Source organism: Mesorhizobium vachelliae (genome assembly GCF_033977325.1).
Classification (GTDB): domain Bacteria; phylum Pseudomonadota; class Alphaproteobacteria; order Rhizobiales; family Rhizobiaceae; genus Mesorhizobium; species Mesorhizobium vachelliae.
The window spans coordinates 1-19,750 of sequence record NZ_JAVIIR010000035.1; the positions used below are offsets into that span (position 1 = coordinate 1).

The window sequence follows — 19,750 nt, forward strand, 5'->3', positions numbered from 1 at the left end:
GCGATGATCCGCTCATCAGCCTGCCGGCAGTGGCGCGCTGATCATTCCGGCGCTTGCCGGAGAGCACGGCGACCAATGCCGCCAGCTACACCACATCCCGGGACATGATCCTCCAGCAATCCGGTCCCCGTGGGAAATCTATCCAGTTTAACCGGCCAAGTGCATGCAGTGCTCAAAGGCACGGCCACAGACAGAACAGCTACAGCCTCTCAAACGAGCGATCAGGAAGTCAATGACACCCCACTACATCATTTCCCTGGAGTGCGGGAAAAATTCAAGTCGCTGAAGCGCCACCTGTCGACCCCCTATGGGTCACGCCGGATGGTAGTAGCGCCAGATGAGGTCCGCCGAAGGATTACCCTATGGTAGCGCCGAATTACGCCGCGGCGCGCTCGGCCCTTGGCCAACACGATGGGGCTTGGCCGCAAACCGAAAGACCCGGAAACGTCCGAGTCGGCGAAGCGGGCGCAAACTACGGTCGCGGTTTGAGCTCCGCAATCGAGGTTCGATCTGACGCGCGGCTGCCATCGGCCTAATCTGCGTCCTACATAAAAGGCGGAACAAATCTCGCCTTTCCCTTCAAACAACTTGGCTTTGTGGGCGTCAACAGACTGGAAGTGACGTGCTCGGCCCCCCCTTATATCGTCCCAATCAACGCAGTTGACCCGATCATGAGCGACGGGTCTGTTGAGGCGTCGGCGTTTTGGGCACACGGAAAATCCAGTAGTGCGCGTCCTCTTCGTCGAGGTACTTGCCATCGTTAAGGCATTGGGCGGGCGCTACTGTACCCTCGTTTTGCAGACACAGCACCTCGTTTTCGAACGATGTAGCCTCTGCATAGCTTTTGCGGGTGCTAACGATGACGAATCCGTTCGGGCGCGTGACGCGCACTAATTCGCGTAGTCCGCGGGGCCGGACATGCCCTAGTGTAAACACGCCGCAGCAGACGGTCATGTCATAGCTCGCGCCCGAAAAACCCAATGGCGGCTGATTTAGGTCCACTTTGCTTTGCACTTGCCGGTAAATGCCAGTTTGTCGGGCCTTTTCGGCCATTGCCTCAGAAAGATCGAACCCGTCGATCAACTGGAAACCGAGACGCACCAGCTGCCGGCCAACGAGGCCTGTTCCACACCCTGCGTCAAGGATTGCCATGGCTGCTCGATTTTCATCCATGTAGGCTGCCTGCATGGTAGCCGCCAGTTCCGCTACCACCACGGGACCACAGTATCGGTCGCGATCAACATCCAAATTGTAGGAATTGGCCCATCCGCTATAATAGTGGGCCAAGCGGACGGCATCCCCATCGAGCTGGTGTGAAGCCTTGATCCGCTCTTGTGCTGCTTGCTCAGATGCTTGCTGTTCATGCGAAGTGTTCATTGCTTTTTCTCCGGCTAGCGCAATGGAAGCAAGCCACTCATGCCGCAGAGCCTTTTTAGAGTCCTAAGGCAAATCCGCAACTTGGTTCAACTAGCCATTCACGTGCCAGTCGGACTTCCATGACGCAGACCAGTCTCGCACTCTGAATGGCTGACGCAATATATTTTATATTAACATTGGCTACATTTTTGCGACAGGCATTCAAGATTCGCTCCATAATAATTAATTCACATGTAACACCACTTCGCAATTTTGGTGCCTATCATTTTGACCGGCACGATGCATCTAGCTATCTTACTTCAAATCACGGAGATCGGCGCAACTTACAGCACCAGTAGATTTCGGATTTCCCGTGGATGGACCGCATGACCAAGTCTAATACAGCTCAACTTCATGACCGGCTCCGCGCGTGTCGGCAACCCTTCGATAAGGTTCCGCTTGTCGACGTCGCGGGTCTAATTGACGGAAGCGACCCGGGAAGCGTGGCGAAGGAAATCAGATGGGCACTTGCCAATGTCGGGTTCATGTACATCAAGAACCATGGAGTACCCGGAGAGCTGGTGGAGAAGACCTTTGTCCAGGCGCGATCGTTTTTCGAACAGCCAGTCGAAGAAAAAATGAAGTTGCATATCAGCAATTCCGGTGTCGCGCTGCGTGGTTACATCGAATATTTCGGCGAGAATACCGACCCCTCCAAAACGAAGGATCTGAAGGAGGGTTTTGATATTGGTCCTGAGCGACCAACGATAGAAGGGCCATTCTTCGGACCCAACCAGTGGCCCGCTACCCTGCCCGGTTTCCGTATGACCGTATTCACCTATCACGAGGCAATGAAGAAGCTTTCGATAAAGCTCCTGAGTGGTATCGCACTTAGCCTTGATCTTCCGATGGATTTCTTCGAGCCGAGGATGAAAAGACCAATCACTATCCAGCGTTTGCTACATTATCCACCCCAGACCGGGTTCGTGGACGACAAAATGATCGGCATTGGGGCGCATACTGACTATGGCAATCTTACCATTCTGGCTCAGGACAGCGTAGGGGGACTTCAAGTTATGAACCGCGAAGGCATTTGGGTTGAAGGCAATCCGATACCCGGGGCATTCGTCATCAACATCGGTGACCTGATCCAAAAATTGACGAATGACCGTTATATAGCCAATCTGCATAGAGTTATAAACGCCTCTGGGTGCGGGCGCTATTCGCTTCCGTTCTTTGTCGACGCCGACTATGATGCCGTTTTCGCCCCTTTGGAGAGCTGCGTTTCGGCCGATAGCCCGGCGCGCTATCAACCGATCTGCTGTGGTGCGCATAAATTTGCGCGTTTCGTCCAGAGTTTCCCGCATTTGCAAAAAACCTCGGGGCCACGCTGACACGTAGGGACAGAAGCGCGCCGGTTCGGGAACTGGCCCCAAATTAGACTGGCCGCCGGTGAAGGCCTGGCCCGCGTCGAGCGGCTTAGACGAGTCGTTCTTCGTCGAGGAGATCGCAGGATTGACGGTGTTGTCCGGAACTAGACAGCAGTGTCGGGAACAGAGCCAGCTTTGGTACCGGCGGTTCGCAACGGACGGAGAAACTCGAGTGCAAGGGTTCGGCACGCGACCTGCAGTTATTCTTGGCAGACGGACTTGCGTCGGTGGTGACGTCCAGACGAGTGGATCCGATCTGCAATGTTCTTGTCCGTTAAGGCTCGCGGCGGCGAACGATGCCGAGGCGAGCCACTGTTGTCCCGTGCAATTCGTCTGGTTGAGTATTCGATGGATCATCCGTATTACGGTCTCCGCTGCCTAGCAGAGCTTGAGATGTTCGAGGCGTTGGGGCGGTTTAGGTCGATTGAACATGTAGCTTCCGAATTCGGTAGGGCTTCTGACATAATCAACCGGCAGATCAAAGCGGTTGAGGAGGAACTCGGCCTCTCATTGATCGCCACCGGCGGGACCCGCGTAACGTTCACCAGACCTGGTAGAGACCTTTACAGGGTACTTGCCGATACTTTCTGTAGGACCTCGGATATCCTTAACAGAGTGAAGCGGGGACGATCATTCCAGAGCTGACTATGCTTGTTTAGCAGCTTGACAGCGATGAGCCCTTGACAACCAGAGCGCTGCTGTATCGCCGAGCGATCCAGGCTCTCTCGATCCATCAAAAAACCTAAAGGTAGGAAAACAGAGCGTGGCCAAAGTAGCGATAGTAACGGGATCGGCAACGGGGATCGGCACGGCTTGTGCTGTCAATCTTGCAGCGCGGGGTTGGAACGCCACGATTAATTATTGCCGAAGCAAAAAGGAAGCCGACGAAACGTATACAAAAATCAAGGCGGAGGGTGTTGAGGCCATCGTCGTACAGTCCGACATAGGACCGGACGAAGATTGCCGCAAACTGGCCATTGAGCGAATGGGGGCGCATCGATGGCCTTATTAATAATGCTGCCACTACAAAGTCCCAAAAACCCGGCGACCTCGAAGGCGTCACGCCGGAGGATTTCGACCGTATCTTTCGCGTGAACTCTACCGGCGCTTTCATGATGAGTCGTGCTGTGTTTCCCCATCGCTCTGCAGGGCTACAATCCCCATAGCTGCGCGGCGACAATCAAGGTGAGATTCCGTATTGCCTCACGTAACGATGCTTCTCGAGATTCAAGCGTTGCCTCATCCATTTTGCTCCCGGCTTGGGGCGAAGGAGGCCGGGCGCGGAGATGGCCGGGGTTTCGCAGCGCCCGGCCTCCTTCGCGAGCGCCGCGGCGCCTCAGTGTGGCCTGCCGATCTCCCTGCCAAACAGCAACGCGTCCGCCTGTTCGCTGCGCCAGACCTTCAGCCGACGCTGAAGTGTTCGAAGCAGTTTGTCCGGGTAGTCGCCGGGACACACGGCCTGCAGTCGTGACAGAAGTTCGCTGCCGGTCCGCCATGGTTCGGCTTCGAAGTCAATTTCGCAAGTCGGCAGTCGCCTTGACGAGAGGGTCAGGACGCCGCCGCCCTCTTTTGGCTTTCACAATCGGGCGATCCGTCGGCCGGATAGCACCCTCCCTCCAGGCAGTCCGCAAAGTCGCCAGGAAAAGGTCGATCGGCTGGGCTGCGCCGTCAGGGCGCACGGCCGGCGAAGTGTCGGCAAGCGCAGCGAGCCGCTCCTGCATGGCGCGGATATCGCGCAATAGCAGGACAGGATCGAGTCCGGCGTAGATTTCCTGCAGACGGGAGCGGACTGCGTCTGACGTGCGAGCGTCGGCAACCAGACGCTGATGCGGCGTAGCCGGCGGACTGTACGTCTTGCGCACACGCGCGCCGTCGCGCTGCTTCGCGATCAACTTGAACGACGGTTGAAAGAAGTTCACGAACAGCCGCGCTGACCGGTAGAGCTTCGCTAGCAGCGCGGCGGCCTCGAGCCCCTCGAACCGACGATATCCGACCATCCTGGCGCCATTCTTCTGCTCGACGAACGCCTGGTCGTTCTTGCGATAGCGGCGGCAGCGCGTGAAGACGATGTTGGCGGCGTCGCAGTAGTCCTTCAGCGTCTCGTTCATGAAAATGGTGTCGTTGTCCGTATCCAGGCCGAGAAGCGCGAAGGGCAGTTGCTTGCGCAATTCCGTGAGCACCGTGCTCAACAGCGTCTGTTCGCGAACCAGCAGCGGCGCACATTCCGTCCGAGGGTTTGGATGAAGCTGCCGCGAGCCGAAGGGCCGCTATGGGCTACGGGGTCCGCCTCAACGAAGCCTGGCGCTCGATCGTCCCAATCCGCCGAGGCTCTAATGGGAATGCTCCGTTGTACGGCGTGCGCTGCGGGCCGTCGTCGGCGACGTCCCAAGCCTGCTCGGATCGGTCCCAGCGTCCTGTCGATCGTGGCCGCGCTCATCGCCAGCAATTTGCCCCGGATTTCGGGCGCTAGGTCAAAATGACCGTGCCGTTCCATCGCCTCGAGAAGGACCGGCAGCAACGCCTTCAGCCGCTTGCCGCAGACGCGGTCAGATGCCTCCCATAGCAATATGAGCGCATTGCGTTCCGCTTCATCATAAATCCGCGGCCGCGCTGGCCGGCCTGAAAACGGCCCCTTACCGCGCCGTAACAGCCGCATCGCGTGCTTGCGGTGAAAGCCAGTGACGACTACGAACTCATCCAAAATTCTCGCCTTCTCCGCTCGCGTCGAAGCACGATAGGGCTCTGAAACCGCAGCCGTCAGTTCTTTCCGTGTCGCCATGCTCAGCCGTCCCATGGTTGCCCCTGCTCTTATGTGAGGCAACGGTTGAACATTCAGGAACATTTTCGACGAGGCAATGCGCCGCCGCGCGGCCGGCGTCGCCCCGATCCGCTTGAGCATATCTTCGACGCGGAGGTCGTTCCTCTTCTGAAGGCCGCTCCGGGCATCCGTGCCGTCGCCGTTTACGACGAGATGCTGCGGCGCCATCCGGAACTGTCCGAAGGCATTCGCCGTACGCTTGAGCGACGGATCCGGTCATGGCGGCTGTTCACGGTGAGGCACAGGAGGTGATCTTCCGCCAGAGACACGAGCCCGGCCGACTGGGGCTGTCAGACTTTAGCGACATGAGCGGCCTCGGCGTAACGATCGCCGGTCAGCCGCTCGACCACCTCCTTTACTAGTTTCGGCTCGCCTGGTCGGGCTTTGAGCACGCCCATGTCATCCTCGGCGGCGAAAGCTTCGCCCTGGCCGAAGGGATTCAAAACGCGTTGTGGTCTGTTGGCGGCACGCCGCTCTGTCACCGCAGCGACAGCCTGTTGCTGACACTGGCCCATGATCGCGGTTGCGAGCGTGAACTGGCCGAGGAGCTTGCCAGAACGCTCGACGCCGGCGACCTGCCCGACATGGCCGCCCTGCGAACCCTCTTCGCTCCGGACCCGGCCCGGTTGCCGACCGTTCATGTGCAACTGGCGTCGCTCAATGGCTATGAAGCCCTGATCGCCACGACGTATGCGGGGGAAGCCGCATGAAGGGCGCCCCCACTATCGACGAAGCTCGTCTCGGCATCATGCTCAACGAACTGAGGCTGCCGACGATCAAGACGCTCTGGCCGCAATTTGCCGAACAGGCGGATCGGGAGGGGTGGCCGGCCGCGCGCTTCCTCTCGGCCATTGCCGAGCATGAACTGGGCGAACGTACCCATCGCAGGATCGAAAGGCATCTCGCCGAGGCGCACCTGCCGCCAACGTCCTCATGTTCGGGCCGCTCGATCTCGATTCATAGTGCTCATCTCGCTATCGGCCCAGGCCGCCAGAAGCTTCTCCTGGATCATTCGCCGGACCGTTGCTTCACTGACGTTGAGGATCTTGGCCGTCTCCACGAGCGTTACCTGACCTCGTTCGGCACGCTCGCCCTCTCGGTACGGTGGAATGCGGCCGTGATTGTGCAGGAAGCACACGCGGGAACGGGTCCAATCATTGCCCTTGCTGGTCTTCTTGCCAGCCCGGTTGAGCACCGCCGCAATTGCTTGATACGGCGTTTGTCGAGCCAATACGGCCACGAGTTCGACCACGTCAGCGTCGGTTCCCCACCGATGCTGGCCGGCGCGGTTCTTGCGCACGCGTAAAGGCGTGTGATCACCGCCTTGCCAACGAATGACGAGACCGAGAGCGTCTTCCTCGACGCGAACAACAATCTCGTCGATCAACGTGCGAATAATCCGCTTGCGGGTCGCTGGCGTCGCACCAGAACTGTTCCAGGCCCGCTCGACATCAGCTCCGAGTGCAAGTAGGCGTTCTCGTTCCGTGGCGGAGAGCGACGATTGCGGAGCGGCTGCAAGCGTGTCGCGCTGATCTTCCAGCGCGCGCGCCGAAGCAGGCGCTCGTTCCAGCGGGGCTCGAGTTCGGCCGCCACAAGGCGATTGTTGGGATCTACGGCCTCACACCGCCGCCGCGCGAGGGCGGCTTCGTAGCGCGCCTGCTCAAGGGCGAGCTCGATTTGCCTCCGCTTCTCCGCGTTCTCGAGCCGCCGCGCCTCAACGGCGTTGATCGCTGCTTCGACCGAATGGTTGGACTCGCTCGATCACGTCGGTGCCGATGGCGCGATCAATTCGCACGCCGACGAGTGCATGGGGCGCCACCATGGTTGAGCTGGCCGCCGCGACAATGGTAACGCCCCGAACTCCCGTTCTCGCCGCTGAATCTCTGACCATTGGCGTTGTCGGCGATCAGGTGCTGATTCCTCTCAAACTCGGCCTAGCAATATATCCTTTGGACGAACCCGCTTCGCGGGAGAGGCTTGCACGGAGGTCATTGATCAGACGGAAGCGAAGCATCCTGGCATGATTGGCCGGACGCAGCCGCCCGCATTCACAGAGGCTTGCTTGAGGCAAGGTGTGCTGCTGCCCACACGCGCAGTGTCACTCTCAAGGAGCCTCCAATGACGCCGCTTCGACTACGCATGATGAACGACATGCAGATCCGCAACCTGTCGCTGCATACACAGGACTCGTACCTGCTGCAGGTTTCGCAGTTTGCCCGTCATTTCGCAAAGTCGCCTGACTTGCTCGGGCCGGAAGATGTCCGCACCTACCAGATCCATCTGACAAATGAGAAGAAGCTGGCGCCGGGGTCGATCAGTGTGGCCGTTTCGGCGCTCCGTTTCCTGTATCGCGTCACGCTCGGCTTCGAATGGGATTTCGATCTCATCATTCCGTGTCCCAAGGTGCCGAAGACGCTTGCCGTCATCCTGGGCCCCGAAGAGGTGCTGCATTTCCTCGGCTGCGTGGAGAGCCTGAAGCACCAGGCGATCCTGACGACATGCTACGCCGCCGGCCTGCGCATTTCGGAAGCGGTGCACCTGAGGCCGGAGGCCATCGATCGACAGCGGATGGTACTGCGGGTCGATCAGGGCAAAGGCCAGAAAGACCGCTACGTCATGTTGTCGGCCCGGCTGCTGGAGAGGTTGATCGACTATTGGCGAGCCCTGCGGCGAAGACGTGGATGTTTCCCGGTGCCTTCGAGGACGTGCCAATAACAACCGGCGCGGTCGAACTTGCTTGTCGCAAGGCGCACCGTTTGTCGAAGCTCACCAAGCCTGTAACCCCTCATTCCCTGAGACATGCCTTCGCCTGTCACCTGCTCGAGGCCGGCACTGATCTTCGCACCATCCAGCTCCTGCTCGGCCACCGCAGCCTGTCGATCACCGCGCAATACCTGCGGATCGCAACCAGCAAGGTCTGCGCGGCGACGAGCCCGCTGGAGCTGTTGCCACGGCCGGTGCCCAAGCCGGCACCAGCGCTACCACCCGAACATTTCTGACGGCCGTCCCAGTATGGGCGATCGGGTCCGGAGGTGGCGGATATATTCCGTCGCTATGGTGCTGCATGGCGTGAGCAGCATGGGGCGTCGCTGTCGACCGAACGGCGCGCGGCCATGACTGCCATCGAGCGCTGCCGGACGGCGGCGCTCGGCGGCCATGTCGAACAATGCGATCGCTGCGGCGAGCGACGGATCGCCTATAACAGCTGCCGGTCGCGCAACTGCCCCAAGTGCCAAGCGCTCGCGCGCGCGGATTGGGTCGAAGCGCGCCGGGCGGAACTTCTCGACACGCAATATTTCCATGTCGTCTTCACCGTGCCCGACGAGATCGCGGCGATCGCCTTCCAGAATCCCGCGGCGGTCTACGACATCCTGTTCCGCGCGACCGCCGAGACGTTGCGTACCATCGCTGCGGATCCCAAGCATCTCGGCGCCCAGATCGGGTTCTTCGCAGTGCTTCACACCTGGGGGCAAAACCTCTCCCATCACCCCCACCTCCACTGCGTCGTCCCGGGCGGCGGGCTGTCGCCGGACGGGAGCCGGTGGATAGCATGCCGTCCCGGCTTCTTCCTTCCGGTGGCCGTGCTCTCGCGACTGTTTCGCCGGCTGTTCCTGGAAGAGCTGCAGAAGGCCTTCACGGCCGGCAAGCTACGCTTCTTCTCGTCATTGTCGGGGCTCAGCGACGCCGCCGCATTCCGCCGTTATCTGAACCAGGTGCGCCGCATCAACTGGGTGGTCTTCGCCAAGGCCCCCTTTGCCGGTGCCGAGCAGGTGCTGACCTATGTCGGGCGCTACACGCACCGCGTGGCGATAGCCAACAGCCGCATCGTCGACATCGAGGACGGCAAGGTCCGTTTTCGCTGGAAAGACTACCGCGACGGTGACCGGCAGAAGGTGATGACGCTGGAGGCCGGCGAGTTCATCCGACGCTTTCTGGTCCACGTTCTGCCCAACGGGTTCAAGCGCATCCGATATTACGGGCTCCTGGGCAACCGCCATCGCAAGGAGAAGCTTGCCCGTTGCCGCGAACTGCTTGGGATGACGCAAGCCGATGCACAGGCCGAACCAAAAGACAGCGCCGACTATCGCGACAAGGTCGAGAAGCTGACCGGAAGATCCCTGCGCGAGTGCCCGACCTGCCACCAGGGGCTGATGGTATGCGTCGAGGTGCTGGAGCCGGCGGCGTCAAGGACCGTGCCATTTTCGGATACGTCATGACGAGCCGCTGCACGCAACCATCGCCGGTTCGACATGTTGCCCGCCGCGGCGGGCAACGGGCACCTTGTTGCCGGACTTGCCGAATTGGCTGGTCGACACTTCGTTCTTGTCGTCCTTGCCTCTCACGACGACGCGCTTTGACGTGGACTGTTCATCATGAGGCTGCGATTGGTTACGTGCCTCGGGCAAATCAGCGCCAGCATGCGCAAGGGCGAAGCATTCAAAACCCATAGCAGAAACGTCGCGCCCACGGCTTCGTCCAACACGTTTTTAGCTTACCGGCGCAACTAATGCTGGCGCTCGCATGACAGCCACCCACGACAGCGCCGCCAACCTAAAAACGCTCTCTATTATGATGGTCGAGGATCAAAGCCTCCCAAGCGCTGCGCTCGCGTCGAAAGTCGCAGACGGCCCTCTAGCGACCGGCTGCGATGGTGATGCGGCTACCGGTGCGCCCGGCCAAGGCCTTCGAGGAGCAGCGACGATCACCGGGTCTCGATGCCCTGTTGTTCGAGGAGCGCATCGGGCTGCTGGTCCAGAGCGCGACACCAAACGGCTCACCACACGCCTCAAATTCGCCGCGCTGCGCCAGAGCGCCTGTGTGGAAGATGTCGATTTGCGCATCCCGCGCGGCATCGACCGCGCCGTCTTCGCCAGGCTCGGCCGGCGACTGGATCGACCGCCACGAGAACGTGCTGGCCACCGGCGCAACCGGCCTGGGCAAGAGTGGATCGCCTGCGCCCTTGGCCACAAGGCCTGCCGCGACAATCGATCGGTGCTCTATCATCGCGTCCCGCGCCTCTTTGAGGCGCTCGCGCTAGCGCGTGGCGATGGGCGCTATGGCCGCCTGCTCAAGACGCTCGGGCGCGTTCAACTCCTTATCCTCGACGACTGGGGTCTGTCGGTCCTCAATGCAGCCGAGCGTCGCGACCTCCTGGAGATCCTCGACGATCGCCACGGCCGCGCTTCCACAATCGTCACCAGCCAAATCCCCGTGCCGCACTGGCATGACGTCATCGGCGACTCAAGCAGCGCAGGATACCCCTATTATTGATCGGTTGGTGTCTCATGTCACGGTGGTTGACCGTCGACACGCGCTCTGTGGACAGCGGTTTGAGGTGGCATCACTTCGATCGGGGCGCGGACCTGCCTTTGTTGTCATCCGCCTTCCGGATGGACGGCCACGCAATATCCGCCGGTCAGTGACGGATTTGTCGCCTGCTAGCGATGATGATGGCGAACATCGTAGCGCGCAGGGAAAGTTAATATCCGTTCGGACTTTGCTTCCTTTAGTGTATTATGCGCGAATCACCTTTAGTAACTCAATAGCGAGTTGCGATGGTTGCTCATGCTTTGGCGCATCGGATTGCGGTGTCTCTACCGGAGACCAGTGTTCCACTGGTAATGATCAAGCCAGATACGCCCAGCCTTTGGAACAATCTCCCACCGGTATCTCAGCACCAGGTCGCGCAGATGCTCGCGACGCTGATCCGCCGGATGCCGCCGAACGCGCCAGCGGCGAGGGAGCGGTTTGATGTTGGCTATTCCGAGCGGTCCTGACGAGCGGCTCACGGCCGTCCGACGTTCAAAGTTCGCTTACGTGTATGTGCGCCAATCCTCAATAAACCAGGTGCGCCACCACCAGGAAAGCACCGAACTTCAGTACAGTTTGGTGGACCGCGCCGTCAGATTGGGCTGGCCGCCGGATCGTGTTGTCGTCATCGACGAGGATCTTGGAAAATCAGGAAACGGCCAAGTCGAGCGCGGCGGCTTCCAACGGCTCATCGCCGAGATCGGGCTCGGCAACGCAGGTCTGGTGGTCAGCCTCGATGCATCTCGATTGGCGCGCAACAACCGGGACTGGCATCAACTCCTCAAGTTGTGTTCATTGTTCGGCGTTGTCATCGCCGATGGTGAACGCCTCTACGATCCTTGCGCTTATCACGACCGGCTGCTGTTAGGGCTCTCGGGGATCATGAGCGAAGCGGAGTTGCACCAGATCCGCATCCGCCTGCATCAAGGGGAGCGGCAGAAGGCGGCGCGGGGCGAGCTTCGCATACCGTTGCCAGGTGGCTTGGCCTACAACCGCTCCGGCCAGATCGTGTTCAACCCTGATGAAGAGGTTCAGGCTCGGCTGCGTCTGATCTTCGACAAATTTAGAGAGCTTCAGACCGCGCGACGCGTTATGCGTTACCTGCGCACGCACGACCTACGCGTACCGGTGCGGCCGCTTCGCGGGCCGGCGCCCCATGAGCTGGTGTGGCGAGACGCCACCATCGCCCACGTCCATTATATTTTGCACAACCCGGCCTATGCCGGCGCATATGTCTACGGCCGGCGCCGAATAAATGCGGTCCGCCAAGGTCCGGGTTCGCACCGCGCAACCTCGAAGGTGGCCATCGACGACTGGGATGTTTGCATCAAAGACGCACACCCTGGTTATATTGACTGGGAGGAGTTCATGGCCAATCAGCGACGCCTCGCCGACAACACCAATCGATACGAGGCCGGCCACCGCGGCGCGCCGCGCAAGGGCATTGCTTTGCTGCAGGGCTTGGCGGTCTGCGGCCAGTGTGGACGGCGGATGACCGTGCGCTACAGCGGCCCCGACAATGCATGCCCCGTCTACTGCTGCCTGGCGGACCGCAATCAGACAGGCAGCTCTCTCTGTCAGGAGGTTCGGGCGCCCGCAGTAGATGAGTTGGTCGCCCAAACCCTCCTGAAGGCGTTGGAACCTGACCAAATCGCCATCGCCATCGCTGCGCTCGACGAGATTGCGGAGGAAACACGGAGCCTCGAGAAACAATGGGCGCTACGGCGGGAACGCTCGCGGTATGACGCCGAGCGGGCTCGGCGACAATACGACGCCGTAGAACCGGAAAATCGTCTCGTCGCCAGAACCCTGGAAAAGGCATGGGAAGACAAGCTGCGCGTGGTCGATGAGATCGAGCAGGAATATCGCCGGTGGCGCGACCGAGAACCCTTGGTCTTACAGGCGGCGGATCACGCCGCGCTTCAGGAACTCGCCGAGAATTTGCCGGCCATCTGGCACTCAGAAACCACCCAGCCAGAAGACCGCAAACGTATCCTGCGCTTCATCATGCAGGAGGTGGTTCTCAACCAGAAAAAGGTACGCGGCCAGGTCGCCATCAGGATTCTCTGGCAGACTGGCGCAACCAGCGAACACCAAATCCAACGCCGTGTTCAATCTTACGATCGAGACTATGGCGAGATCGAGCTTGTGCGTGAGCTGATCACGCAACTCAATGCTGCGGGCGATATGGACAGGCAAATCGCCAAAAAATTGAATGACGAGGGCGTCCGCTCGGCGCGAGGCAAGCCGTTCAGGTATGAGAACATCTGGCTCCTACGCCACCGTTGGGGAATCCCCACAGCCAAGATCAACGGCGTCGCAGCCAATCCGCCGCGCTGGCCTGACGGAACCTACTCTGTACAGGGCGCAGCCACCGCGATCGGCGTGACGGCTCAAACCATCTTCGACTACCTCGCCCAGGGCCTTGTCCACGGTCGGCAAAGCACGAAAGGCCAGCCTTGGCAGATCAGCCTTTCCAGCGACCAGATCAATCAACTTCAACGCCGCCTGCAACGGACCAGGCGATCGAGAAAAGGTGCATCATGAAGTATTCGCGGATCCCACGCTCGGTGATGCGATTCTGGATCGCCTCGTTCACAACGCTCACCGCCTTCAACTCACCGGAGAAAGCATGCGAAAAACAACGCCCGCGCCCACGCTCTTGACGAAGCCGCAAACACCTGAATCAAGAACAGGTCGGGCGAAGCGGCTGCTCATGATCGCGTGAAATCCCTGCTCACAATCAGCGAAATGCGCAACGAGACGCTGCGTGCCAGACCACCGGCAACCAAAACGTTCAACAGACCTTCAACTAAATTTACAGACTTTTTGCAACCGCAGAGCGCCGACAATGGTATCTCATCGCAAGTCTGACGGAAGACACGGCTAAATAGGTGGTGCCGATCTACACTCTGACCACCGCACAGCTCGCAACAGAGGGTCAACAGCAATGCGAAGAAAAGCGCTCATTCTGGTTGAAGGGGGACCATGGGGTTGTGGTCTGCTGTGCGTCCAAGCGGCCCAGCGTCTTGGACTTCATCCAATTACTCTTTCGGCTGATGCAACTGGCAACCAGTATCTAGTGACGGAAGGGACTGAGGCAATCCGTGTCGATACTAGCAATCTCGATGCGCTGATCCGTGAATGTTCCCGGCTACGTGCGATCTACGATATTGCTGGCATTATGGGCAGATCGATGTTTTATGCGACAATTGGCAAGCTCTGCCGACATTTCGATCTACCGGGACCGAACCCTGCATCCATTGAACGATGCTGCGACAAGTTCACTCAACGTCAGCTCCTTGCGGAGGCCGGCGTTCCAATGCCTGCCTATCGCGTGGCGACGACTGCGCGAGACGTCGAAAGCTCTGCCGCGGAGATCGGCCTACCGGTGGTTCTTAAGCCAACGGTAGACGGTGGCAGTACTGGAGTGCGATTGTGCCGCAACGCCGACGAGGTAGCCGAACATACGGCCCATCTGTTGGGCGGAGAGTACATATGGCGGTCCTCGCCGATGATACTGGTCGAAGAATTCGCACAAGGCCCTCACTACGAAGCCGACATAATGGGAGATGAGGTCATTGCGATTGGCACTGGTGACTTCGGCCCCCCCCCGTATTTTGTCTATCGTGAGTGGGCCTATCCAGCCTTGCTGACTGATGACGAACATGAGCGCATCGTCAATGTTTCGCTGAGCTGTTTGCGAGCTCTCGACCTTGGCTGGGGGCCAACGAACATTGAACTCCGGTGGACGAAGCGTGGCCCAGTCGTCATTGAAGTCAATCCGCGTATGGGTGGCACGCCCGTTCCCCAACTGGTTCATCTGGCTTACGGTATCGATCTAATCACCGAGCAGATCAAGCTGGTCACCGGCGACGAATGGGATTTGCGCAGAAGGCACTCCCACACAGCGGCCGCGCGGTTCCTGGTTGCTGATCGCGATGGTACCCTCGATTGGATCGGTGGCGACAGTCGAGCGGCTGCTGTGTCAGGTGTCGCTGAGGTCAAATTCTACTTCGAACCCAAAACGCTGATCATCAGGAAAGGCAATTACCGAGACACGATCGGACATGTCATCGCCTCTTCACCTCGCCGTGCTCAGACCGGGGCAACACTGCAGCGTGCCGTCGACTTGATCGATTGGTCGATCACACCATTTCCTACCGTTGGTGAATAGGAACAATCTGCGGCTGTTACCCTCCTATCAGGCGAAGTGAGGATTTGACCGCCTATTGCCTCACCGGAGAATGTTACCGAGCGTGGTGCTGCCGACATGACCCGCGCGATTCATCCAGTCGCTGCGGAGGATGATTCGCTCCGCCGGCACTCATGAGCCCCTGGAGCACCGTGACTGCCGAAAGTGTTGCCTCGGCCTCAAGCCATGCCCGCTCGGCCTCTTCGGATAAGATTTGATCCGCCGATACGGCCTTCGATGCGTGAGGCGTGTCTCCCAGGCTCGCGGCAAATCGAGATCGGGTCCTGTCGCAAGTGCGTGTTGTGGCTCGCGGCTGGTAACGCCGTCGCGCCAGAATGAGTTAGGCGGTGCGCCGATCGGTTCCGAACGCACCTTCGGGGACTGGAACGACTCGCCCACCTCGACGTAAAGGGTCGTGGCGGGTGGTCTCGGGTGTCGGTCGCGACGAGCGCGCACGCCCTGCGCGCGTTCTTCCGCCATGCTCAGCGTCGACAATGGTGTTGCCCCGGAATCGCCGGCAGCGATCGACGCGCCGCGACTGTTCAGGGAAGAAGCTTGCCGATGGGCCCGGCATGGCCCGATGTGCGGCTCCTTGAGAGCACGAGGGACAGGACCGCGCGTGACGTCCGTGACCGCGCGATTCTAAAGCTGCTCGCGATCTACGGACTGCGAAGCGGCGAAGTCCGCGGTCTTTGTCTCGAAGACATCGATTGGACGAGAGAGGTCATCAAGGTGACCCGGTCCAAGCAGCGCAAGACGCAATACTACCCCTGGTGACCTCCGTCGGCGACGCTGTTGTGAGTTACCTTCAGCTGGTGCGCCCCCGCTGCCGTCGCCGTGAGGTCTTCCTCACCCTCAAGGCACCGTTCCGGCCGCTGTCGGCGAGCGCAGTGTACCATGTGGTTGCAAGCCGACTGAGCGCCCTAGGCGTTCAGTCGATGCATTTTGGCCCTCATGGACTTCGCCACGCCTGCGTCACCCATCTTGTTGCGCAAGGTCTGAGGCTGAAGGAGATCGGGGATCATCTCGGCCATCGCAGCGCCTTTGCGACCGGCACCTACGCCAGGGTCGATCTTGCCGGCTGCGCGAGGTCGGGGCGTTCGATCTGGGAGGACTGGCATGATCCTTTCAGAAATTATCGCCAGCTTTGTCTATCACCGGCAAGCACTCGGAATGCGCTTCCGCACGGAGGTGCGCACGCTCAAGTCGTTCTGTCACTCGTCGGCGACAGACCTCTGCCGGAGGTGACGGCCGACCGAGTGTTGGCCTTTCTGGCGGGACGCGGCGCGGTGACCCGTTTCTGGGAACGAAAGCATTCTGTTCTGGCGGGCTTCTATCGGTTCGCGATTGCCCGGGGGCATACAAACATATGGCCGTTGCCACGCGCCGTCCCCAAGCCGACGGAAGCCTTCGTTCCCTATATTACTCCCGCGAGGACTCGATGCCGTCGTCCTGATCGACCATCCTCGCTGTCCTATTGATCCGGATACATACCGAACGCTCCTGCTTCTCCTTTACGGCGCAGGGCTTCGCCTTGGCGAGGCACTGTCCCTCACCTTGGCCGACGTCGACCTCGAGGAAGGGGTCCTGTGCGTCCGCGAGAGCAAGTTTTACAAAACCCGACTGGCTCCGATCGGCCATGACCTCGTGCGCATCTTATCCCGGCACGCTTCTCGCCGCCGCGAAGGCCAGTCTCCAGAATCCCTATGGTTCCTCACGTGCCAGGGCGCCCCTGTGACCCTGCAACACGCTGAAAGGGTGTTCTGCCGATTACGCGTCAAAGCCAATGTCGTGTGCGCCGGCGCCGGGCCGCGACATCAGCCTCGCTTGCATGACCTTCGACACAGTTTTGCAGTTCACCGCCTCCTCTCCTGGTATCGCCAAGGCGCCAACGTCCAACGGCTTCTGCCCAAGCTCTCCACCTACCTTGGCCACGTCAACATCTCGGGCACGCAGCGATACCTAACCCTGACCCCGGACCTTCTGCGTGACGCCAGCATGGAGATGCCCAATGCGTGACGAGGCGCTCCTTGGCCCCTGGATCCGGCGGTTCCTACTCGAACACGTGGTTGCCGAACGCAATCTCGCCCGCAACACCCAGCAGGGTTACCGCGACGGCTTATGTCAGCTTCTCCTGTTCGTTGCGAAGCGGGTCGGCAAGTCTATTGATCGCCTGAATGTCGTCGATCTATCGGCCGAGCAATCCGCGCCTTCTTGACCGATATCGAAGTGACGCGTCGATGTTCGATCGCCACCCGCAATCAACGTCTTGCCGCCGTTCGGGCGTTCGCTGGCTTTGTCGGCGAGCATAGCCCGGTCCGTATCGAATGGTCGGGCCAGATTCGTTCGATCCCATTCAAAAAGACCGATCAGGCGGTCGTTCCTTACCTCGAAAAGGCGGAGATCGACCACTTGCTCGCCGCTCCAGATCGGCGGACGGAGCAGGGTCGGCGCGACTACGCCCTGCTGCTGTTCCTCTACAACACTGGTGCGAGAGCGTCAGAGGCGGTCGGCGTTTCAAGGTGGCGGACCTGAACCTGAACGCCCCCAGCGTCAAAATCCATGGCAAGGGCGGCAAGCAACGATACTGCCCATTGTGGACCGCCACCGTCGTCGAGTTACGGGCACTCGTTGCTGACGGAGCCCCTTCTCGATCCGTCTTCCTCAATCGCTGCGGCCACCCATCACTCGCTTCGGGATCCATACCGCCGTCGAGCGTTATGGCCTCAAGGTCGTCGCCAAAATTCCGTCGTTGGCAACAAAGCGCGTAAGCCCTCACTCCATCCGCCACACCACGGCGATCCATCTCCTGCGCGCCGGCGTCGACATCAACACAGTCCGCGGATGGCTCGGGCACGTCTCGCTGGACACCACGAACGTCTATGCAGAGGTCGACTTCGAGACCAAGGCTAAGGCGCTCGAAAAATGCGAGGCGCCGAGTCTCGGCAAGATCCCAAAACGATGGCGTGATCAACCGGCGCTGATGCTTCCTTCGGTCCCTGTAACCCGCTTTGTTATGTGGCGCTCGGCGTCCTCACCGGCCTGCCGCCTCTGGCCCGCGGCGGCCGACGCCACATCTCTACCGAAGCCACATTACGCACCCGGCTCTTCCCGAGAGTAACCCGCGTCATATCCATGCTTGCGCCCAAGTTCGAGTGATGCGCGGAGTTGGCAGGGGAAGCGCGCCGTCAGCGTCTCGAACTCCGACCAGCCCATGCGCCGGCTTTTCTGGCTGCGCCGTCTCACTCAGACAGCGCAGCCATATCCGGCGCACTTGCCGATGGAATCCGTTGAGCGCTGGATAGTTGTGCGGCCTGCGGTAGTAGCCGTAGTGTCCACTCAGAACGGCGGCGAACCACCTGTGCTGCGCAGCCATGGCGCGTGCAGGAGCCGCCAGGCATCCTGGCGCAGCGCCGTCAGCTTGCGTCAGGCGTTTCAACTTCCGTCCTGTGCTTCACGATGAACCGGCCATCCCGGGTACGCCCGCAGTAGTGGGTGAAGCCCAGAAAGGAGAAGAGAAGGTCTCGGGTCGCCGCTCGCCACGCCGCTGTCGTGAGAGGGCCGCGAACCGCCAAACTCGATTAACCGCGTTTTGTCCTCGTGGAGCGTCAGGCCAAAGCCGGCCAGCCGCGCCTCAAGAGCCAACAGCATCTCCTCTGCATCGGCTGGGCCCAGAGATCGAGGATGTAGTGCAGGAAAATATTGGCGAGGAGCGGACTGCTTACTCCCTCAACGCAAAAGGTAACTTCGGTCGGAGGACGGCGCATTACCATTTGAGGAGGGAGGTTCGCTGCCGGTCGCAGGCGTAGTCGGTTGCGCCGGGATCGAGTGACGGATGGTGATGGTGTCGTCGTCCACCAAGACCTCCTTGACCAGTAGTAGGCGGGCGATTCTCTGGCGACTACAGATGTCCAAAGTCTCGGCCGATTGCCGCAGACGCTGAGGAAAGCAGTCAATGTCTCGGCCAATCGCAGGAATGACATGCGGTCGGCGGCCTGATCGCGGATCGCCTGCAGCTCGGCTCGCAGTCGCTGTTCGCAGGCCCGCAGTTCGGGCATGCGGCGCCGTAGTTCGTCCAAAGACAGGGGAGCTTCCTGGTAGGCGGTCACCAGGCGTTCGATGCTTTTGCTGACGCGCGTGAGGTCGCGTTCGACGTACGCCTCCGGCGAGGGCCGCCTTGCGCGAGCAGGGCACGGTAGCGATGCTGCGCTCTTAAGGTCGTCCTTACGAGCGTAGTTAGCAGCACAGCATGAGCCATGTGACGTTATTGACCGGGCCTGAGCGTCGGCGTCGTTGGAGTGAAGAGGATCAGTGCCGGATACTGGCCGCGGCATTCGCGCCCGGGTCCACGGTTGCGGCGGTGGCGCGTCAGTACGATGTCGCGACCAGCCTGATCTATAAGTGGCGCCGCACGATGAGAGCCCGCGAGACGGGCTTTGCCGAAGTGGTCGTGGTTCCCGATGAGCCTGTCGCCACTTCGAGGCCGGCGGCGCCACCAGCGGTGATCGAGCTGGAGATCGCCGGCAAGATGCGGCTGCGGATTCCGCTGACCACGCCACCGACACTGGCGGCGGCGATGGTGAAGGCGCTGGGCGTTTCATGATCCCGGTTCCGAGCCAGGTGCGGATCTGGTTGGCGGTC

16 protein-coding genes and 7 pseudogenes are annotated in these 19,750 nt (G+C 60.4%); 20 read left to right on the forward strand and 3 right to left on the reverse strand.

Annotation, left to right across the window (positions count from 1 at the left end):
* Positions 1 to 111 precede the first annotated feature (111 nt).
* Positions 112 to 489, forward strand: a pseudogene (locus RFM41_RS34305) (Ros/MucR family transcriptional regulator); the annotation flags it as partial.
* 180 nt (positions 490 to 669) lie between these two features.
* Here RFM41_RS34305 and RFM41_RS33165 read toward each other — a convergent pair.
* Positions 670 to 1,377: a methyltransferase domain-containing protein gene (locus RFM41_RS33165; protein WP_320253402.1), complete on the reverse strand. Its 708-nt coding sequence runs from the start codon at positions 1,375 to 1,377 to the stop codon at positions 670 to 672.
* Positions 1,378 to 1,742: 365 nt separating this feature from the next.
* Here RFM41_RS33165 and RFM41_RS33170 point away from each other — a divergent pair, with 365 nt between their 5' ends.
* The 3 genes and pseudogenes from RFM41_RS33170 to RFM41_RS33175 all read left to right on the forward strand — a co-directional run.
* On the forward strand, positions 1,743 to 2,750 hold the full coding sequence (locus RFM41_RS33170; protein WP_320253401.1) for an isopenicillin N synthase family dioxygenase: 1,008 nt from the start codon (positions 1,743 to 1,745) through the stop codon (positions 2,748 to 2,750).
* Positions 2,751 to 3,179: 429 nt separating this feature from the next.
* A complete protein-coding gene (locus RFM41_RS34310; protein WP_430708746.1) occupies positions 3,180 to 3,431 on the forward strand; it encodes a LysR family transcriptional regulator in 252 nt (83 codons plus the stop codon).
* 118 nt (positions 3,432 to 3,549) lie between these two features.
* Positions 3,550 to 3,874, forward strand: a pseudogene (locus RFM41_RS33175) (SDR family NAD(P)-dependent oxidoreductase); the annotation flags it as partial.
* A gap of 248 nt (positions 3,875 to 4,122) precedes the next feature.
* Here the strand turns inward: RFM41_RS33175 and RFM41_RS33180 are convergent.
* Positions 4,123 to 5,580 (reverse strand): annotated as a pseudogene (locus tag RFM41_RS33180) (ISNCY family transposase).
* 78 nt (positions 5,581 to 5,658) lie between these two features.
* On the opposite strand from RFM41_RS33180, the pseudogene RFM41_RS33185 reads away from it, so the two are divergent.
* The 5 genes and pseudogenes from RFM41_RS33185 to RFM41_RS33205 form a co-directional block, all read left to right on the forward strand.
* Positions 5,659 to 6,101: pseudogene (locus tag RFM41_RS33185) on the forward strand (IS21 family transposase); the annotation flags it as partial.
* Positions 6,102 to 6,314 carry a hypothetical protein gene (locus tag RFM41_RS33190; protein ID WP_320319345.1) on the forward strand — a complete coding sequence of 71 codons (213 nt, stop codon included), beginning with the start codon at positions 6,102 to 6,104 and terminating at the stop codon, positions 6,312 to 6,314.
* Positions 6,311 to 6,529: pseudogene (locus RFM41_RS33195) on the forward strand (hypothetical protein); the annotation flags it as partial. The gene RFM41_RS33190 and the pseudogene RFM41_RS33195, both read left to right, overlap by 4 nt.
* Positions 6,530 to 7,722: 1,193 nt before the next feature.
* Positions 7,723 to 8,603: pseudogene (locus tag RFM41_RS33200) on the forward strand (site-specific integrase).
* Between the two features lie 33 nt (positions 8,604 to 8,636).
* The gene (locus RFM41_RS33205) at positions 8,637 to 9,821 is read left to right on the forward strand and encodes an IS91 family transposase (RefSeq protein WP_320253399.1); all 1,185 of its coding nucleotides are present in this window, start codon (positions 8,637 to 8,639) and stop codon (positions 9,819 to 9,821) included.
* Here RFM41_RS33205 and RFM41_RS33210 read toward each other — a convergent pair.
* Complete coding sequence (locus tag RFM41_RS33210; RefSeq protein ID WP_320253398.1) at positions 9,816 to 10,052, reverse strand: hypothetical protein; 237 nt, start codon at positions 10,050 to 10,052, stop codon at positions 9,816 to 9,818. The genes RFM41_RS33205 and RFM41_RS33210 overlap by 6 nt on opposite strands.
* A gap of 73 nt (positions 10,053 to 10,125) precedes the next feature.
* Here RFM41_RS33210 and RFM41_RS33215 point away from each other — a divergent pair, with 73 nt between their 5' ends.
* From RFM41_RS33215 to tnpA, 11 genes and pseudogenes are all read left to right on the forward strand, one after another.
* Positions 10,126 to 10,875, forward strand: coding sequence for an ATP-binding protein (locus RFM41_RS33215; RefSeq protein ID WP_320253397.1), 750 nt, complete (start codon positions 10,126 to 10,128; stop codon positions 10,873 to 10,875).
* 480 nt (positions 10,876 to 11,355) lie between these two features.
* The gene (locus RFM41_RS33220) at positions 11,356 to 13,461 is read left to right on the forward strand and encodes a recombinase family protein (protein ID WP_320253396.1); all 2,106 of its coding nucleotides are present in this window, start codon (positions 11,356 to 11,358) and stop codon (positions 13,459 to 13,461) included.
* Positions 13,457 to 13,642, forward strand: a pseudogene (locus RFM41_RS33225) (ATP-binding protein); the annotation flags it as partial. The gene RFM41_RS33220 and the pseudogene RFM41_RS33225, both read left to right, overlap by 5 nt.
* A 222-nt stretch (positions 13,643 to 13,864) precedes the next feature.
* Positions 13,865 to 15,091, forward strand: coding sequence for an ATP-grasp domain-containing protein (locus RFM41_RS33230; RefSeq protein WP_320253395.1), 1,227 nt, complete (start codon positions 13,865 to 13,867; stop codon positions 15,089 to 15,091).
* A 579-nt stretch (positions 15,092 to 15,670) separates the two neighbouring features.
* The gene (locus tag RFM41_RS34315) at positions 15,671 to 15,886 is read left to right on the forward strand and encodes a tyrosine-type recombinase/integrase (protein ID WP_430691601.1); all 216 of its coding nucleotides are present in this window, start codon (positions 15,671 to 15,673) and stop codon (positions 15,884 to 15,886) included.
* 20 nt (positions 15,887 to 15,906) lie between these two features.
* Positions 15,907 to 16,590 (forward strand): tyrosine-type recombinase/integrase, encoded by a 684-nt coding sequence (locus RFM41_RS34320; protein ID WP_430708745.1) that lies wholly within the window; start codon positions 15,907 to 15,909, stop codon positions 16,588 to 16,590.
* Complete coding sequence (locus tag RFM41_RS33235) at positions 16,586 to 17,128, forward strand: tyrosine-type recombinase/integrase (RefSeq protein ID WP_430708747.1); 543 nt, start codon at positions 16,586 to 16,588, stop codon at positions 17,126 to 17,128. The genes RFM41_RS34320 and RFM41_RS33235 overlap by 5 nt, the downstream gene beginning before the upstream one ends.
* The gene (locus RFM41_RS33240; RefSeq protein ID WP_320253393.1) at positions 17,121 to 17,327 is read left to right on the forward strand and encodes a hypothetical protein; all 207 of its coding nucleotides are present in this window, start codon (positions 17,121 to 17,123) and stop codon (positions 17,325 to 17,327) included. Before RFM41_RS33235 ends, RFM41_RS33240 begins: the two co-directional genes overlap by 8 nt.
* Positions 17,324 to 17,644, forward strand: a complete 321-nt coding sequence (locus RFM41_RS33245) for a site-specific integrase (protein ID WP_320253392.1) — start codon at positions 17,324 to 17,326, stop codon at positions 17,642 to 17,644. The genes RFM41_RS33240 and RFM41_RS33245 overlap by 4 nt, the downstream gene beginning before the upstream one ends.
* A gap of 217 nt (positions 17,645 to 17,861) precedes the next feature.
* Positions 17,862 to 18,230 carry a tyrosine-type recombinase/integrase gene (locus RFM41_RS33250; protein WP_430691597.1) on the forward strand — a complete coding sequence of 123 codons (369 nt, stop codon included), beginning with the start codon at positions 17,862 to 17,864 and terminating at the stop codon, positions 18,228 to 18,230.
* Between the two features lie 1,128 nt (positions 18,231 to 19,358).
* Complete coding sequence (gene tnpA, locus RFM41_RS33255) at positions 19,359 to 19,712, forward strand: IS66-like element accessory protein TnpA (RefSeq protein WP_320230349.1); 354 nt, start codon at positions 19,359 to 19,361, stop codon at positions 19,710 to 19,712.
* The last annotated feature ends 38 nt before the right edge of the window (positions 19,713 to 19,750 follow it).